We start from the raw sequence: 16,385 nt of genomic DNA on the forward strand, positions 1-16,385 counted from the left end.
GGAGTTCCGAGGGGGGCCGTAGAAAGTCCGAGGAAGGGATGAGGTGACCTCGGCATGCCCGGACACAGGACAAAGGGGTTCTGCGCATCGGCTGTCGCACTCGCGCTCTGCGCGCTGGCGGCCGGTTGCGGGGGATCCGGGGAATCGGTCGGCGGCGGCAAAGTCGTGCTGCGCTACACGTGGTGGGGCAACCCCGACCGCGCGGAACGCACCGAGCAGGCCGTCGCCCTGTTCGAGAAACAGCACCCGGACGTCCAGGTGCAGACGTCGTTCTCGGGTTACGACGCCTACAAGCAGAAGCTCGCCGTCCAGGCCACGGGCGGCGACGCACCCGACGTGATGCAGCTCGACTACCGCCAGATCGACCAGTACGCCTCCGGCGGGGTCCTGCTCGACCTGGCGAAGCAGAAGGCCGTCCTGCGCACCTCGGAGATCGACTCCGGGCTGCTCGCCACCGGCCGCGTGGACGGCACCCAGTACGCGATCCCGCAGGGCCGGGGCACCGAGACCGTCGTCTACGACGTCAAGACCTGGAAGGACTCCGGGATATCGCTGCCCCGGCAGGGGTGGACCTGGGACGACTGGGCCGAGTCCGTGCGCGCGCTGGAGAAGCAGACCGGCGTACCCGGCGCCACCGACCCCGGGCAGAGCGAGGACGCCTTCGAGGTCTGGTTGAGAGGCCAGGGCAAGGCCCTCTACACGAAGAGCGGCGGCCTGGGCTTCACCGCCGACGACCTCACCAAGTGGTGGACCTTCACGGACGGGTTGAGGCGAGAAGGCGCCGTCTCACCGGCCGAGCAGACCACCCAGCTCGACGGGTCCGTGGAGAACACCCCGCTCGGCCGCGGCAAGGCCACCGCGGACATGAACTGGGACGCCCCGTCCAGCGGTTACCTCGCGATCATCCCCACGGGGATCGCGCTGGCGCCCATGCCGTCCGGCGCCGACGGTACGCCCGGCCAGTACTTCAAGCCGTCCATGTTCCTCGGCGTCTCCGCGAACACCGGCCACACCAAGGAGGCGGCACAGCTCGTCGACTTCCTCCTCAACGACAGGAACGCGGCGAAGATCCTCGGCGCCACCCGGGGCATCCCCGTCAACGAGACGATCCGTGAGGAGACCGCACCGCTCCTGAAGGACTTCGACAAGACCGTCGCCGACTACCAGGCGTCCCTGGAAGGCAAGTTGAAGGATCCGCCACAGGCCCCGCCCGCCGGCGACAACGCCCTTCAGAGCACCTTCCAGCGCGACTACGACCAGGTCTCCTACGAGCGCATGTCGCCCCGCGAGGCGGCCGAGGACTACGTCACCGAGGCGAAGGCGGAGCTGAGGTCATGACCACCACCGCGATCCCCACCGGGGAGAGGCCCACCACCGCCACCACCCCGAAACGCCGCCCCAAGCGCGAACGCCAGGGCGCCGCCTGGGTGTTCCTCTCCCCGTGGGTCCTCGGCGCGATCGTCCTCACCCTGCTGCCGATGGCCGTCTCCCTGTACCTGTCCTTCACCGACTACAACCTCTTCGACCCGCCCCACTGGGTGGGCCTGCGCAACTACACGCAGATGTTCACCGAGGAGCCGCGCTACTGGCGCTCGGTCATGACGACCCTGATGTACGTCGTCATAGCCGTGCCGCTCCAACTGGCCCTGGCGCTGGTGGTCGCGCTCGCCCTGAAGTCGATGAAAAGGGGCAAGGCCTTCTACCGGTCCGCGTTCTACGCCCCCTCGCTGCTCGGCGCCTCCATGTCCATCGCCCTGGTCTGGCGGGCCGTCTTCAACGACGGCGGTACCGTGGACAACCTTTTCGGTACCGGCGGCTGGGTCAACCGGCCGGGCTGGGCGCTGCTCGCCGTCGCGCTGCTGACGGTGTGGCAGTTCGGCGCCCCGATGGTCATCTTCCTCGCGGGTCTGCAACAGATACCCGCCGAGCTCTACGAAGCGGCGGCCGTCGACGGAGCCGGGAAATGGCGGCAGTTCCTGTCCGTCACGGTGCCCATGCTGTCCCCGGTGCTCTTCTTCAACCTGGTCCTCCAGACCATCCAGGCCTTCCAGGTCTTCACTCCCGCCTTCGCTGTCAGCGCGGGCAAGGGCGGCCCCGCTGACTCCACGCTCGTCTACACCATGTACCTCTACGACCGAGGCTTCGTCGCCTCCCACATGGGCTACGCCTCCGCCATGGCCTGGGTGCTGCTCCTTGTCATCGGTGTCGTCACGGCGGTCCTCTTCCGCACCTCGCGCTCCTGGGTCTTCTACGCGTCCGAGGGGGACCGATGACCTCCAACTCAACTCCCGTATCCGGCAAGCCCGTTCGCTGGGGCCGGGTCGCCCTGCACCTCGGCTGCCTGGCCGCGCTACTCGTGATGCTGTACCCGCTGGCCTGGCTCCTGGCGACCTCGCTCAAGCCCGCGGACGAGGTGATCGCCAGCCTCGACCTGCTGCCCAGCCATCTGGAGTGGTCCAACTACGAGACCGCCTTCGAGGGCGTCAACGACGTCTCCGTCTGGCGGCTGCTGTCCAACTCGCTGCTGATCGCGGGCGGCGCGGTCCTCGGCAACGTCATCAGCTGCTCGCTGGCCGCCTACGCGTTCGCCCGGCTGCGGTTCCGCTTCCGTGGCCCGATGTTCGCCTTCATGATCGCCACGATCATGCTGCCGCACCACGCGATCCTGATTCCGCAGTACATCATCTTCAACAAGCTCGGCCTGGTGAACACCTACTGGCCGCTGATCCTGCCCAAGTTCCTCGCCACGGAGGCGTTCTTCGTCTTCCTCATCGTGCAGTTCATGCGCGGTCTGCCCCGCGAGCTGGAGGAGGCCGCCCGCATCGACGGCTGCGGGCCCTTCCGCAGCTTCTTCCAGATCGTGCTGCCGCTGACCAGGCCCGCACTGATCACCACGGCGATCTTCACCTTCATCTGGACCTGGAACGACTTCTTCACCCAGCTCATCTACCTGTTCGACCCGGACAAGTTCACGCTCACGCTCGCCCTGCGGTCGTTCGTGGACGCCTCCAGCCAGTCGGCGTTCGGCCCGATGTTCGCGATGTCGGTGATCGTGCTGCTGCCGATCGTGCTGTTCTTCCTCGCCTTCCAGCGGTTCCTGGTGGAGGGCATGGCCAGTTCGGGACTCAAGGGGTGAGCGGGATGCCCGTGCGTGAACCCGGTGAGGTCTTCGGACCCCGCATGACCCTGTTCGCCGACATGCTGAGTGTCGGCCTGGCAACGGCCGTGACGTGTCTGCCCGTTGTGACGGTCCCGGCCGCACTGTCGGCCGCGTGTGCGGTGCTGCGGGGTGCGGGGGAGGGACAACCCGCCACCGCGGGGTGGTACTTCACGGTGCTACGGCGACGGCTGCGGGCCGGCGACCTGGCGGCGGGCGCCGTTGCCCTGGCCGGTGCGCTGCTGTTCCTGGCGGACCTGGCGCTCGCCGGGGCGGGGCTGCCCGGGGCGCCGTTGTTCGCGGTGGTGGCCGCTTGCATCGGCGTGGCCGCGCTCGTGGTGGGCCTGCGTGCGTGTGCCCGCCCCGAGTCGCTCACCGACTGGCCGGCCGCGGTGCGCGCGGCCGCCCGGGATGCCGTCCGGGACGTGGGCGGGAGCGCGCTGGTGCTGCTCGCCGTGGCGACAGCCACCCTGTGCGCCTGGATGCTGGTCCCGCTGGCTTTCCTGGCTCCCGGCCCATTGGCGCTGGCACTGACCGCCGTTCATGTCCGGCAGAACGCCGAATCCGGCTGAGGTTCCCCTCGGTTCCCCGCGCCCGTTGTCGAGCCGGAGGCTCGCAAAGGGGCGCGGGGCTGCATTCATTTGCGGCTCCGCCGAGTGGGCGCGATCAGCCACGAACGATCCGCACCCGCCCACGAGACAACACCTACCGAGCTCATGGGCGCACAGCCCCGTCCGCCGGCCGGAACGAACGCAACCGCAGCGAGTTCCCCACCACGAACACCGACGAGAACGCCATCGCCGCCCCCGCCAGCATCGGATTGAGCAGCCCCGCCGCGGCCAGCGGCAGCGCGGCCACGTTGTAGGCGAAGGCCCAGAAGAGGTTGGTGCGGATGGTGCCCAGGGTCCGGCGGGCGAGTCTGATGGCGTCCGCCGCGGCCCGCAGGTCGCCGCGGACCAGGGTCAGGTCGCCCGCCTCGATCGCGGCGTCCGTGCCGGTGCCCATGGCCAGGCCCAGGTCGGCCTGGGCCAGCGCGGCCGCGTCGTTGACACCGTCGCCGACCATCGCGACCGAACGGCCCTCCGCCTGAAGCCGCTTGACGACGTCCACCTTGTCCTGGGGCAGCACCTCGGCGATCACACGCCCGGGGTCGATGCCGACCTCGCGGGCCACGGTCTCCGCCACGGCCCGGTTGTCACCGGTCAGCAGGATCGGGGTGAGCCCGAGTGCGCGCAGGCGCGTGATCGCCTCACGGCTCGTGTCCTTGACCGCGTCGGCGACTTCGAGCACCGCCCGTGCCTCGCCGTCCCAGGCGACCGCGATCACCGTGCGGCCGGCGGACTCCGCCGCGGCTTTCATGAGCCGGAGTTCCTCGGGCAGCTCCATCGCCCACTCGCCCAGAAGGCGCTCCCGTCCGACGAGGACGGCATGACCGTCGACGATGCCCTGCACGCCGAGCCCCGGTACGTTCGCGAAGTCCTCGGGAGTGGGCAGCGAACCCAGCTTCTCCAGCGCCCCCTCGGCGACCGCGCGGGCGACCGGGTGCTCCGAGGAGTGCTCCAACGCGCCGGCCAGGCGCAGGACTTCGGTCTCGTCGGTGCCGTAGGCCGCGTGCACGGACAGCAGGGTCATGCGGCCCGTGGTGACGGTGCCGGTCTTGTCCAGGACGACGGTGTCGACCCTGCGGGTGGACTCCAGGACCTCGGGACCCTTGATGAGGATGCCGAGTTGGGCGCCGCGCCCGGTTCCGACCAGCAGTGCGGTCGGGGTGGCGAGGCCCAGGGCGCACGGGCAGGCGATGATCAGTACGGCGACGGCGGCGGTGAACGCGGCGGCCGTACCGGCACCGTTGCCGAGCCAGAAGCCGAGGGTGCCGAGCGCGAGGGCGATGACGACCGGCACGAACACCGCGGAGATCCGGTCCGCGAGCCGCTGGGCGGCCGCTTTGCCGTTCTGGGCGTCCTCGACCAGCTTGGCCATCCTGGCGAGCTGGGTGTCGGAGCCGACCCGGGTCGCCTCGACGACGAGCCGGCCGCCCGCGTTGAGGGTGGCGCCGGTGACGGAATCGCCGGGGGTGACCTCCACCGGCACCGACTCACCGGTGAGCATCGAGGCGTCCACGGAGGAGGAACCCTCGACGACGGTCCCGTCGGTGGCGATCTTCTCGCCGGGACGGACCAGGAACCGGTCGCCGACCTTCAACTCCGTGACGGGGACGGTCTGTTCGTGTCCGCCCGCACGCAGGACGGTCACGTCCTTCGCGCCCAGTTCCAGCAGCGACCTCAGGGCGGCGCCGGCCTTGCGCTTGGAGCGGGCCTCGAAGTACCGCCCGGCCAGGATGAACGCGGTGACACCGGCGGCGGCCTCCAGATAGAGGTTCCCGGTGCCGTCACCGCGGGTGATCGTCAGGTCGAAGGGATGCTTCATGCCCGGGGTGCCCGCGCTCCCGAGGAACAGCGCCCACAGCGACCAGCCGAAGGCGGCCGTCGTACCGACCGAGATCAGGGTGTCCATGGTGGCCGCGCCGTGCCGGGCATTGGTGAACGCCGCCTTGTGGAAGGGCCAGCCGGCGTACGTCACCACGGGCGCCGCCAAGGTCAGCGACAGCCACTGCCAGTACTCGAACTGCAGCGCGGGGATCATCGCCATCGCGACGACCGGGACGGCGAGTACCACGGCGGTCACCAACCGCTCGCGCAGGGACCGTAGTTCGTCGGGCTCCTCGTGGTCAGGGGCGGCAGGCTTCGGCGGTTCCGGTTCCCGGGCCGTGTATCCGGTCTTCTCCACGGTCGCTATCAGGTCCTGGACCGAGACGCCGGTGTCGTACGTGACCTTGGCCTTCTCGGTGGCGTAGTTGACGGTCGCGGTGACCCCGTCCATCCGGTTGAGCTTCCTCTCGATACGGGCCGCGCAGGAGGCACAGGTCATACCGCCGATGGCGAGCTCGGTCTCGGCTGCTGCGGTGGTGGTCATCGCCACTCCTCGTGAGTACCGGGTGGGGGTATGCTGGTTCGCATCTCCTGTATACCCCTGGTAGGTATTCGGAGCAAGCGGCATCGACGGCTTGACTTGATACCCCCCAGGGGTATGGTGAACTGCATCGAGAGTCCATACCGGAGGTGTCGATCATGCACGCAGGCCTGAAGATCACCGCATTCGCCGCCGCACTGGCCGCGACGTTCGGCACCGCGTACGGCGTGGGCCAGGGCGTCGGACCCGTGGTCGAGGACAAGAGCCCCGCACGCCATGACACACACACGGCCGACGCCGACAGCGATCCACGGCAGGAGTCATCCCCGGCCGGCGGACTCCAGATCTCCGAGAGCGACTACAGCCTCGACCTCCGGACACCCCGCCTCACGGCCGGCCGAACCGCCGAACTGCGCTTCGCCGTCCGAGATGACGACGGCCGCGCGGTCACCGCCTTCCGTCGGGAGCACGACAAGGAGCTCCATCTGATCGTGGCCTCGCGCGACCTGAACACCTACCGCCATCTGCACCCCACCCGGGCCGCCGACGGAACCTGGAGCATCCCCGTGTCGCTGCCCCGCGCGGGCGACTACCGGGTCTTCGCCGACTTCACCCCCGAAAAGAAGGGCGCCGTGAACCTCACCCTCGGCGCGGACCTGGCCGTGTCCGGCACCTACACACCGCAGAGCCTGCCGACGCCGAACCCCACCGCCACGACCGACGGCTACGAGGTGAAACTGGGTGGCGCCCTGCGCCCCGGCGCCGCCCGAGAGCTGAAGCTCACCGTCTCCCGGGGCGGCAGGCCCGTCACCGACCTCCAGCCCTACCTCGGCGCCTACGGCCACCTGGTCGCCCTGCGCTCCGGCGACCTCGCCTACCTCCACGTCCACCCCGGCGGCGAGCCCGGCGACGGCACGACCGAGCCCGGCCCGGACATCTCGTTCACGGCCACGGCGCCCAGCAGCGGCACCTACCGGCTCTTCCTCGACTTCAAGCACGAGGGCAAGGTGCACACCGCCGCGTTCACGGTCCGGGCGGCAGGAGCGACGGCCGTGGACGAGGCGCCCGGTGAGGCCGCTCACGAGACCTCGGGCGACCACGGCCACTGACGATCGGGCACGGGTTCCGGATCAACCCTGAACCTTCGGGATCGGATCAGGGTGTCTGCGGCGCCGCGCACTGGGTGTCCGGCGGGCAGAACCAGGCTCGGGCCGTGTCGAGCACCTCGCGTTCGGCATCCGTCTGGTCCGTCTGGTCCGACTGCGAGCCGTAGACGATGAGCGCGTACTTCTCGCCGTCCTCGGCCTGGAACCGGTAGTCGATGACGTGGTAGCCGGCACCGGTACCGGTGGCGGGTTCGCCGCTCAGTTCGTCGGACGTGTACTCGTGCTCGGCCGCCTCGCCCCCGGACGGGTCCGTCACATCCTGGACATGGATCTCCTGGTAGCCGTCCAGCTTGCTGCTCGCCTTCTGGGACTCGACCACCGACTCGTGCGCGGTGGCCTCCATGACCTGGAAGACCTGAATCCTGCGGATGCCGTCGGGGCCGCGGTACGCGACGATGTCGATGCCGTACTGCGACGACTGGCTCTCGCGGGTCCATCCCTCGGGCACGGCGATGCGGAAGCCCTGGGCGTCGTCCAGGACCTCGTAGCCCGCCGGGGGAGCGGTCGAGGTCGACACGGACTGCTCGGGGTCGGCGGTCGTGGCGCCCTCGGAGCCGCCCGGATCGACGGGCGCCTCCTGGGCCGGCGGCCGGTAGGGCCGCGGCTCGTCCTTCCAGCCCAGGGCCCACGCGCCGAAGGACACCCCGCACACCGCGAGGACGACAGCCGTGCGCTGAAGGACGGCCCGCTGGCGCGGCAGGTCGAGATACCGCTCGGTGTGGAAGAGCCGTTCACGGCGCGAGGCGGACCACTCCTGCCGCTCGGTGTCGAACACTCTCATCGTCGCCGTCCCCCGTGTCCTCGTGCCTGTCATCGGATGTGCCGCGCACGTCAGCCGAGCAGTTGGGCGATGCCCTGGACGACCGCGGTGGCCGAGGCGATCGCGCCGGCCACCGCGGCCTGCGAGCCCAGCCAGCCCCGCACACCGCCCAGCAGCCGGGTGAGCCGGTTCGCGTCGGCCGTTCCGGTGTCCACGATCTCGGCCTCGGCGTCGGCGAGTTCACCGTCGAGCGCCTCGTCCTCGGCGCTACGGCCGGCCACCGGCGGCAGCGCACCGCGCAACTCGCGAATGGCTGCGAGGAGTTCGGAGTGGCGCGGGTCGGGTCCGGCACCGGTGGTGTTGTACGACGTCGCCCTGCCGTGGCTGCCGGTCGCGATCGACCCCCCGCTCATCGAACCGATACTCACGCCGCCACTGCCGGGTTCCTGCTCCGGAGTGCTCTGTCCGCTGTTCGACATGTGCCGCGTTCCTTCTCTCATGGCGTGTGGTTGGCATGGGTCGGCGGCGCCGGAGACGGCGGCGGGTCGTTGTGGGTGGCGCTGCCGTGGCTGCCGGTGGCGACCGCGCCGCCGGACATGTCCTTGATGAACACGCTGCCGCCGCTGAGCTGGTAGACGTGCTGCTCGAACTCCTCGGTGCGGTAGCCGTGCGCCTTCAGAGCCTCGCGGACTCCGTTCACGATCCGTTCCTGGATGGTCTTCACATAGCGGGTGCTGTCCATCCGCTGGAACGCCGACAGCCGCTTCTGGCTCGCCAGGACGCGCAGGGAGACCCTCGGCACGTCCGGCGGCGGTTCCCGCACCGACCAGTTGGTCGCGACGGTGTTGCGCAGGGTGGCGAGGCCCCCGATGCCTGCGTCGACCCCGATCGCGGGGGCGTCGCGCAGCGCGCGCAACGCGCCCCGGGCCCAGGTCTCGGGGAGCCGTTCCACCAGGGCGTCGATCGCGCGGAACTCCTTGCGGACGGGGCCGAGGACGAACGGCAGCACCTCGAGGACGAGCATGCGGCCCTGGGTGTGCACCCGGACCAGGACGGTGACCACGACCTGCTCACGCCAGGCGCCCACCCGGATCCGCAGGAACACCCGCCGGCCCTCGCCGCCCTCGTCGACGGCCTCCCGCCGGTGGGCGGCGACCTGGGCGGGGTCGTAGACGGACAGCCCATGGCGTCGGCCGTTGCCCTGGGGCATCGCGGCCGGGTCGGGGACACCGCCGATCTCCAGGTCCTCGTCGCGTGCCACTCCGCCCGGGAGGTAGACGAACCGGTCGATCTCCAGGTCCCGCAGCCGGTCCTTGCCGCTGCGCGCGGCGGACTCGCGCAGCCCCGTCAACTGCGGCTCGATCATGGTGAGCGCGGAGTCCGCGGTGAGGGGACCACCGTTCTGGCGCGGCAGAGCGGCACCGGAGAGGAGACCCGGAGCGTCCTGCTCACCGGGCTGCGGCGTGCGCCTGCGCAACTCCATCGCGAACGACCAGGGAGTGCCCTGTTCCCCCAGCCCCACGAACGACGGGCTGTCGGCGTCGTACAGGGTCAGCGATGCCTCCTGCTCCCGCTGTACGTCGTCCCGCAGCATCTCGTACAGGGGACCCGGGGGCAGCGCGGGCTGGGTGGCGGTGGGAAACGTCCAGCGGCTCAGGAGCCGGCAGAGGTTCTTGCGCTGCCAGGTCTGGTACCACCAGGCGATGAGCGCGATCACGACCGGGAACAGCAGCGGGTACGGAGTCTGGGCGTGGCCACCGAGCAGACCGGAGACGTACGAGTACCAGTAGTAGAGGGCGAGGAACCAGGCGCCGAGGGAGACCATCGTGCCTGCTCCGTCGGCGGCCTTGGCCACCGGGTCGGGCAGTCCCGCCGAACGGGCGGCCGAGCCGCCTCCGCCGACCGTGCGGGCGAACCACAACGCCAGGGCGACCAGCGCGTAGAGGACCGACCAGGGCAGGGGTCTGCCGTCGGTCAGCTGGTCGTCGCCCTGGAAGAACGCGGTGAGCACATCGCCGAAGTGCACATCCGAGCCGTCGCCCCAGCGGTCGGAGAGCCGGTCCCAGAACATGATCACGTCGGACAGGAAGAACCCCGCCCAGGCCGCGAGCATGAGCAGTGCGGCCCGTGCCTCCTGCGAGGTCACCCGCAGGGCGTGGGAGAGGACCGGCAGGATGTCGACACCGTTGGGCGGGGCGACCGGCCGTTCCCGGTGGTCGAATACCTCTTCGATGACCTGCCGTCGGAAACCGGCGTCCTGATACACGCCGACGCACAGCAGCCGGGTGGCTTCCGTACGGCTGTAGCGGTGTTGCGGAAGGCCCACACCAGACACGTCGTTCCCCCGATGCTCCGTCGTCTCCCCGGTCGACGGAATGTAGGGCTCCTGCGGCCTCTGGCGGACGGCCATGGCCGCAACGTGCACCGATGGAATGAAAACCAGGCCCAAAGCCTGGACCCGGTCCGACGGGACTGCTACGGCCGTCGCGGTGACGTGGCGCTTCGCTGAGCGCATCCCCCGCCTCAGTCGATGCGAGCCCCGGAACCGCTGACACGCACCCGCGGGTCACCCGCGCCGAGCGTCACCGTGAGCTCGCCCGGGCGGCCCAGGTCCTCGCCCTGGTGCAGAGTGAGGACGGCGTCCTCGGGGACCAGGCCGAGCTCACGGGCGTACGCGCCGAACGCGGCGGCCGCGGCACCGGTCGCCGGGTCCTCGACGACACCGCCGACGGGGAACGGGTCCCGGACGTGGAAGACGGTGGCCGACTCCCGCCACACCAACTGGACGGTGGTCAGGTTCAGTTGATGCATCAGGGATGCGAGGCGAGTGAAGTCGTACGCGAGATCCGCGAGCCGTGCGCGAGTCGCCGCCGCGAGGACGAGATGTCGGGCGCCCGCGAACGCGATCCGGGGCGGAAAGGCGGGGTCGAGATCGGCTGTGGACCAGTCGAGCGCGGCGAGCGCCTCCGTGAGGTCCCCGTCCGCGATCTCCTCGACGTGCGGCTCCACGCTCGTGAGCGTGGCCCGCACCGTCCCGCCCTCCTCGAACACCTCCACCGGCACGGTCCCGGCGCGGGTCGCGAACACCAGCTCGCCCGGGCCGATCCGCTCGGCCAGCGCGACGGCGGTGGCGACGGTCGCGTGCCCGCAGAACGGCACCTCGGCCTTGGGGCTGAAGTAACGGATGCGGAACACCCGCCCCTCCGGGCCTTCGAGACCGTCCGGCGGCGCGGTCAGAAACGCGGACTCGGAATATCCGAGCTCGGCGGCGATGGCCAGCATGTCGCTGTCGTCCAGGGCGGTCGCGTCCAGGACGACACCTGCGGGGTTGCCGCCCTCGGGGTCGCTGGAGAAGGCGGTGTAGCGCAGAACCTCTGGCTGTGGCGCGTTCGTCGTCATGGTCGCCGCAACGTGGGAAGGGCCGCGGCCATTCCGTCCCGGCGGCTTCCGGCGACGCGCACACGCGATCCCACGGGGTCAGCCGAGGGCCCGGTCCAGGTTGAACGCCGCGCTGATCAGGGCGAGATGGGTGAACGCCTGCGGGAAGTTGCCCTGTTGCTCCCCGGTGTGGCTGATCTCCTCGGCGTACAGGCCCAGATGGTTGGCGTAGGTGAGCATCTTCTCGAAGGCGAGGCGGGCCTCGTCGATCCGCCCGGCGTGCACCATGGCCTCGACGTACCAGAACGAGCAGATCGAGAACGTGCCCTCGTCGCCGCGCAGCCCGTCGGGGCTGGCCAGCGGGTCGTAGCGGTAGACGAGGGAATCCGACACCAGCTCCTGGGTCAGGGCGTCCAGCGTGGACAGCCACTTGGGGTCGGTGGGCGCGATGAACTTGGTGAGCGGCATCATCAGGACGGCCGCGTCCAGCACGTCGCCGTCCTCGTGCTGGACGAACGCCTGCCGGGTCTCGGACCAGCCGCGCTGCATGATCCGCCGGTAGATCGCGTCGCGGCACTCCCGCCAGCGGTTGAGGTCGGCGGGCAGACCGCGCCGGTTGGCCATGCGGATCGCCCGCTCGATGGCCACCCAGCACATCAGACGGGAGTACAGGAAGTTCTTGCGGCCGCCGCGGGTCTCCCAGATGCCCTCGTCGGGCTGGTCCCAGTGCTCGCACACCCACTCCACGAGGGTGCACACGTCGTCCCACTGGCCGCTGGAGATCGGCTTGGCCCACTTGTCGTAGAGGTAGATCGAGTCGATCAGGGCGCCGTAGATGTCGAGTTGGAGCTGGTCCGCCGCCGCGTTGCCGACCCGGACCGGCGCGGAGCCCTGATGCCCCTCCAGGTGCGCGAGTTCACGCTCCGTCAGATCGGTGCGGCCGTCGATGCCGTACATGATCTGGAGCGGTCCCGAGGGGCCGTGGCCTTCCGGACTGACGTGCCGGATCAGGAAGTCCATGAACTGCTCGGCCTCGCTGGTGAAGCCCAGCCGCAGCAGCGCGTACACACAGAAGGCGGCGTCCCGCACCCACACGTACCGGTAGTCCCAGTTGCGCTCGCCGCCGAGCTGCTCCGGGAGGCTCGTCGTCGGCGCGGCCACGATGGCGCCTGTGGGCGCGTAGGTGAGGAGCTTCAGGGTGAGGGCGGAGCGGTGCACCATCTCCCGCCAGCGGCCACGGTACTTGGAGGCGGACAGCCAGTGCCGCCAGTAGGCGACCGTGCTGTTGAACTGCTCCTCGGCCTCGGTGCGCGCACACCGGCGCGGGGTCACCTCGCCGCCGACCTGGTCCAGCGCGAACACCGCCGACTCGCCTTCGGAGAGCTTGAAGTCGGCGCGTACGTCCGGCCCTTCGGTCTCCAGCGGTACGGTCGCGGTCAGCCCCAGGGTCAGTTTCGGGGACTCGAAGACCGCGACGTCCCCGACCATGCGGAGGGTGTGCGGCTGGGTGCCGTAGTCGAAGCGGGGCGCCACCCGCGTGCGGAACGGGATGGAGCCGCGGACGCACAGCACCCGACGGATCAGCCGGTGCCGCTCGGTCTCCACCGTGCCGCCGTCGACGGGCATGAAGTCCTGGACCTCGCCCACCCCGTCCTCGGTGTAGAACCGGGTGATCAGGACGTTGGTGTCGGGGAAGTAGAACTGCTTGGTCCGCGCGGGCACGGCCGCCGCCAGCTCGAACCGGCCGCCGCGCTCGACGTCCAGGATCGACGCGAAGACACTCGGCGCGTCGAAGGACGGGCAGCAGTACCAGTCGATCGTGCCGTCGGTCCCGACCAGCGCCACGCTGCGCAGATCGCCGATCAGCCCGTGCTCGGCGATCGGCAGGTAGCCCGTGTCGTTCCCTGGTGATCCGCTCATCGCAGCCTCCTGCAGATCAGCCTAGGCAGGATCGGCCGCGGGTGTCCTGGGAACGGGTCCTCGGCCTGTCTTCGGGCCTCCCTCAGGCCGTCAGGACCCGCAGCCCCGCCTCTTCGAACCGACCGACCGTCTCGGGTGCCGCCGCCGCGTCCGTGACCAGGGCGTCGATCTTCTCGGTGCCGCAGATCCGTACGAACGCCCGCTGCCCCAGCTTCTCCGTCCTCGGACCGTCCTTCGATCTCCCGCTGACCCCAGCGCACGATTCCTGCGCTCGAATGCTTGATTATGCTCGAAACCTCGCTATATCTTGCAAGAACAATCATTACCACGGAGAGGTGCCGGCATGACCCATGTCGAGGACGAGCTGACCAGCCAGCCGGAATGCTGGACCCGGGCGGCGACGGAAGCGGCGCAGCACGCAGGTGCGCTTCCGTCGCCCGGGGAGCGGGTCGCGATCGTCGGGTGCGGCACCTCCTACTTCATGGCGCAGGCGGTGGCGGCACTGCGAGAAGGCGCGGGCCTGGGGGAGACCGACGCCTTCGCCGCGTCGGAGTTCCCGCACGGCCGGCCGTACGACCGTGTCGTGGCCCTCACCCGCTCCGGTACGACCACCGAAGTCATCGACCTGCTCGGGCGGTTGAAGGGGCGCACCCGCACGACCGCCCTCACCGCCGACCCCGCGACCCCCGTCATGGCAGCCGCCGACGACGTGGTCGTCCTCGACTTCGCCGACGAACAGTCCGTCGTCCAGACGCGGTTCGCCACCACGGCCCTCACCCTGCTCCGCGCCCACCTGGGCCTGCACTCCGACTCCGTCGTGACCGACGCCCGCACCGCACTCGCGACTCCCTTGCCCGAAGGGCTCGTCGGGTGCACGCAGTTCACCTTCCTCGGCCGGGGCTGGACGGTGGGACTGGCCAACGAGGCCGGACTGAAGATGCGCGAGGCCTGCCTCGCCTGGACCGAGGCCTACCCGGCGATGGAGTACCGGCACGGCCCCATCAGCATCACCACCCACGGCACCGCCACCTGGATGCTCGGCGAGGCACCGGAAGGCCTGGCCGAACAGGTGCGGGAGACCGGCGGGACGTGGGTGCCGGGCACCCTCGACCCCCTGGCCGAACTGGTCCGCGTGCAGCGCCTCGCGGTCGCCGTCGCGGCGGCCCGCGGCCTCGACCCGGACCAGCCCCGCCACCTCACCCGCTCGGTGATCCTCGCCCGCCCCTAGGGCCTGTGTGGGGTGGCGATCTGGGCTCGCGGGGCGTGGCACGCACTCCCCCAGAGGGGGGACCCCCAGCCGCGTTGCCGAAACACCCTGGTAGCTCCGCTACGAGGGCCCTTCCGGCGCCTTGCGATCGCACGCACCACGCACCACGCCCCGCTCCCTGATCCAGATCACCACCCCACACAGGCCCTAGGAGACGTCGTGCCCCTGGTCACCACCCGCGAACTCGTCACCCGCGCCGCCGCCGACCACTCCGCCGTCGCCGCCTTCAACATCATCACCCTGGAGCACGCCGAGGCCGTCATCTCGGGCGCCGAGTCCCTGGCGGCGCCGGTCGTCCTCCAAGTCAGCGAGAACGCCGTCAAGTTCCGCTACGGGCGTCTGCACCCGCTCGCCCGCGCCGCCGTCGCCCTGGCCGAACGCGCCGCCGTACCCGTCGCGTTGCACCTCGACCACGTGCAGAGCGACGATCTGCTCCGGCAGGCGGCCGACGCGGGTTTCAGCTCCGTGATGTACGACGCGGCCCGACTGCCCTATGCCGAGAACCTCGCCGCGACCCGAGCGGCAGCCGACTGGGCGCGTTCCCAAGGGCTGTGGATCGAGGCGGAGTTGGGCGAGGTCGGCGGCAAGAACGGCGTACCGCCGCTGGACGCCCACGCCCCCGGCGCCCGCACCGACCCCGCCGAGGCCCGCGCCTTTGTCGCCGACTCCGGCGTGGACGCCCTGGCCGTGGCCATCGGCAGCGCGCACGCGATGACCGAACGCACCGCCACGCTCGACCACGGCCTCCTGAAAAGCCTGGCCACCGCGGTGGACGTCCCCCTCGTCCTGCACGGCTCCTCCGGAGTCCGGGACGACGAACTCACCGCGGCCGTCGCGGGCGGCATCGTCAAGGTCAACGTCGGCACCGCGCTCAACATCGCCATGACGGGCGCGATCCGGGAGTTCCTGGCGGCCCACCCCGAGGCGGTGGACTCCCGGAAGTACCTGAGCGTCGGACGGGACGCCATGGCCGAGGCGGCCCGACGGATCATCGGGTTGCTCGGGCGGTGAGTACGGGCTGGTAGAACGCGTCGGCGGCGGGATCGTGCCAACGGATGTCGACGAAACCGGCCGCGGACACGAACTCCGTCAGCTGTGATCGTGTCAGCGCCCAGGAAGTCGTACGGCGGACGCGGACGGTCCAGTCGTCCCCCTCGCCGGCGGCCAGCTGGACGTACTCCTGGTCGTAGCGCTCGCCGTCCTCGTGCCAGTGCCACAGCTGGACGGTGATCACCCGGCCGGCTGAGGTCTCGGAGACCTGCACCGGCGCGGCGCGGGGCCTGGTCCGGCGGATCTCGTCGTAGTCCCGCACGGTGAGCACCAGCAGGCCGCCGTCCCGCACGACCCGACGCATGCCCGCGAGCGAGGCCTTGACGTCCGGGGCCGTCAGCAGATGCGCCACGGAGTTGTCGGCGCAGACGACGACGTCGAAGGCGCCCGGTGCGAAAGGCAGCCGCCGCATGTCCGCGGCGGCCGTCGGCAGCAGTGCCCCGCGGGCCGCGGCCTCCTGGGCGGCACGCGCGGCGGAGACCGGGCTCAGATCGCTGCCGACGACCCGGTGACCGGCGAGGGCCAGCCCGATCGCCTGGGTCCCGATCCCGCACGAGCAGTCCAGGACCCGTTGGGAGCCGGGCCCCACCCCCTCCCGTACGAGCGCCCCGAACACCTCCGCCTGACGCGCCATGCTCGCGTCCCAGTCGGCGAAGATCTGGTGGTAGTCGGGAGCCAGCGAGTCGTAGAAGGCGCGCACCGAGGGATCGGACATGC

At 70.6% G+C, this 16,385-nt stretch carries 14 protein-coding genes and 1 pseudogene; 7 read left to right on the plus strand and 8 right to left on the minus strand.

The genetic code is table 11. The annotated features are described in order from the left end of the window. The first annotated feature begins 54 nt into the window (after positions 1–54). Genes ACFYRX_RS19935 through ACFYRX_RS19950 form a run of 4 tightly spaced genes read left to right on the plus strand, consistent with a single transcriptional unit; the run spans position 55 to position 3,729 of the window. On the plus strand, positions 55–1,338 hold the full coding sequence (locus ACFYRX_RS19935; RefSeq protein WP_389101297.1) for an ABC transporter substrate-binding protein: 1,284 nt from the start codon (positions 55–57) through the stop codon (positions 1,336–1,338). Continuing rightward, positions 1,335–2,273 carry a carbohydrate ABC transporter permease gene (locus ACFYRX_RS19940; RefSeq protein WP_389101299.1) on the plus strand — a complete coding sequence of 313 codons (939 nt, stop codon included), beginning with the start codon at positions 1,335–1,337 and terminating at the stop codon, positions 2,271–2,273. The genes ACFYRX_RS19935 and ACFYRX_RS19940 overlap by 4 nt, the downstream gene beginning before the upstream one ends. Next, on the plus strand, positions 2,270–3,136 hold the full coding sequence (locus tag ACFYRX_RS19945) for a carbohydrate ABC transporter permease (protein WP_389101301.1): 867 nt from the start codon (positions 2,270–2,272) through the stop codon (positions 3,134–3,136). Before ACFYRX_RS19940 ends, ACFYRX_RS19945 begins: the two co-directional genes overlap by 4 nt. A 5-nt stretch (positions 3,137–3,141) precedes the next feature. Next, positions 3,142–3,729 (plus strand): hypothetical protein, encoded by a 588-nt coding sequence (locus ACFYRX_RS19950; protein WP_389101303.1) that lies wholly within the window; start codon positions 3,142–3,144, stop codon positions 3,727–3,729. Between the two features lie 142 nt (positions 3,730–3,871). Here ACFYRX_RS19950 and ACFYRX_RS19955 read toward each other — a convergent pair whose 3' ends face one another. Then, complete coding sequence (locus tag ACFYRX_RS19955) at positions 3,872–6,130, minus strand: heavy metal translocating P-type ATPase (protein WP_389101305.1); 2,259 nt, start codon at positions 6,128–6,130, stop codon at positions 3,872–3,874. A 155-nt stretch (positions 6,131–6,285) separates the two neighbouring features. On the opposite strand from ACFYRX_RS19955, the gene ACFYRX_RS19960 reads away from it, so the two are divergent. Continuing rightward, on the plus strand, positions 6,286–7,236 hold the full coding sequence (locus ACFYRX_RS19960) for a hypothetical protein (protein ID WP_389101307.1): 951 nt from the start codon (positions 6,286–6,288) through the stop codon (positions 7,234–7,236). A gap of 46 nt (positions 7,237–7,282) precedes the next feature. Here the strand turns inward: ACFYRX_RS19960 and ACFYRX_RS19965 are convergent, their stop codons facing one another. The 6 genes and pseudogenes from ACFYRX_RS19965 to ACFYRX_RS19990 all read right to left on the minus strand — a co-directional run. Then, positions 7,283–8,074, minus strand: coding sequence for a hypothetical protein (locus tag ACFYRX_RS19965; RefSeq protein ID WP_389101309.1), 792 nt, complete (start codon positions 8,072–8,074; stop codon positions 7,283–7,285). A 50-nt stretch (positions 8,075–8,124) separates the two neighbouring features. Then, positions 8,125–8,532 (minus strand): hypothetical protein, encoded by a 408-nt coding sequence (locus tag ACFYRX_RS19970; protein ID WP_389101311.1) that lies wholly within the window; start codon positions 8,530–8,532, stop codon positions 8,125–8,127. A gap of 17 nt (positions 8,533–8,549) precedes the next feature. After that, the gene (locus ACFYRX_RS19975; protein WP_389101313.1) at positions 8,550–10,463 is read right to left on the minus strand and encodes a hypothetical protein; all 1,914 of its coding nucleotides are present in this window, start codon (positions 10,461–10,463) and stop codon (positions 8,550–8,552) included. Positions 10,464–10,576: 113 nt separating this feature from the next. Next, positions 10,577–11,452, minus strand: a complete 876-nt coding sequence (locus ACFYRX_RS19980; RefSeq protein WP_389101315.1) for a PhzF family phenazine biosynthesis isomerase — start codon at positions 11,450–11,452, stop codon at positions 10,577–10,579. A 78-nt stretch (positions 11,453–11,530) separates the two neighbouring features. Next, positions 11,531–13,351, minus strand: coding sequence for a glycoside hydrolase family 15 protein (locus ACFYRX_RS19985; protein WP_389101317.1), 1,821 nt, complete (start codon positions 13,349–13,351; stop codon positions 11,531–11,533). Between the two features lie 82 nt (positions 13,352–13,433). Continuing rightward, positions 13,434–13,571 (minus strand): annotated as a pseudogene (locus ACFYRX_RS19990) (alkaline phosphatase); the annotation flags it as partial. A gap of 123 nt (positions 13,572–13,694) precedes the next feature. Here ACFYRX_RS19990 and ACFYRX_RS19995 point away from each other — a divergent pair. Both ACFYRX_RS19995 and ACFYRX_RS20000 read left to right on the plus strand, forming a co-directional pair. Then, entirely contained in the window at positions 13,695–14,579 is an 885-nt protein-coding gene (locus tag ACFYRX_RS19995; protein WP_389101319.1) for an SIS domain-containing protein, read from the plus strand. A gap of 198 nt (positions 14,580–14,777) precedes the next feature. Further along, positions 14,778–15,629: a ketose-bisphosphate aldolase gene (locus ACFYRX_RS20000; protein ID WP_389101321.1), complete on the plus strand. Its 852-nt coding sequence runs from the start codon at positions 14,778–14,780 to the stop codon at positions 15,627–15,629. Here the strand turns inward: ACFYRX_RS20000 and ACFYRX_RS20005 are convergent. Then, positions 15,607–16,383: a class I SAM-dependent methyltransferase gene (locus tag ACFYRX_RS20005; protein ID WP_389101323.1), complete on the minus strand. Its 777-nt coding sequence runs from the start codon at positions 16,381–16,383 to the stop codon at positions 15,607–15,609. The two genes, ACFYRX_RS20000 and ACFYRX_RS20005, sit on opposite strands and share 23 nt — an antisense overlap. Positions 16,384–16,385: the final 2 nt, after the last annotated feature.

This window comes from Streptomyces sp. NPDC005374 (genome assembly GCF_042872225.1).
Taxonomy (GTDB): domain Bacteria; phylum Actinomycetota; class Actinomycetes; order Streptomycetales; family Streptomycetaceae; genus Streptomyces.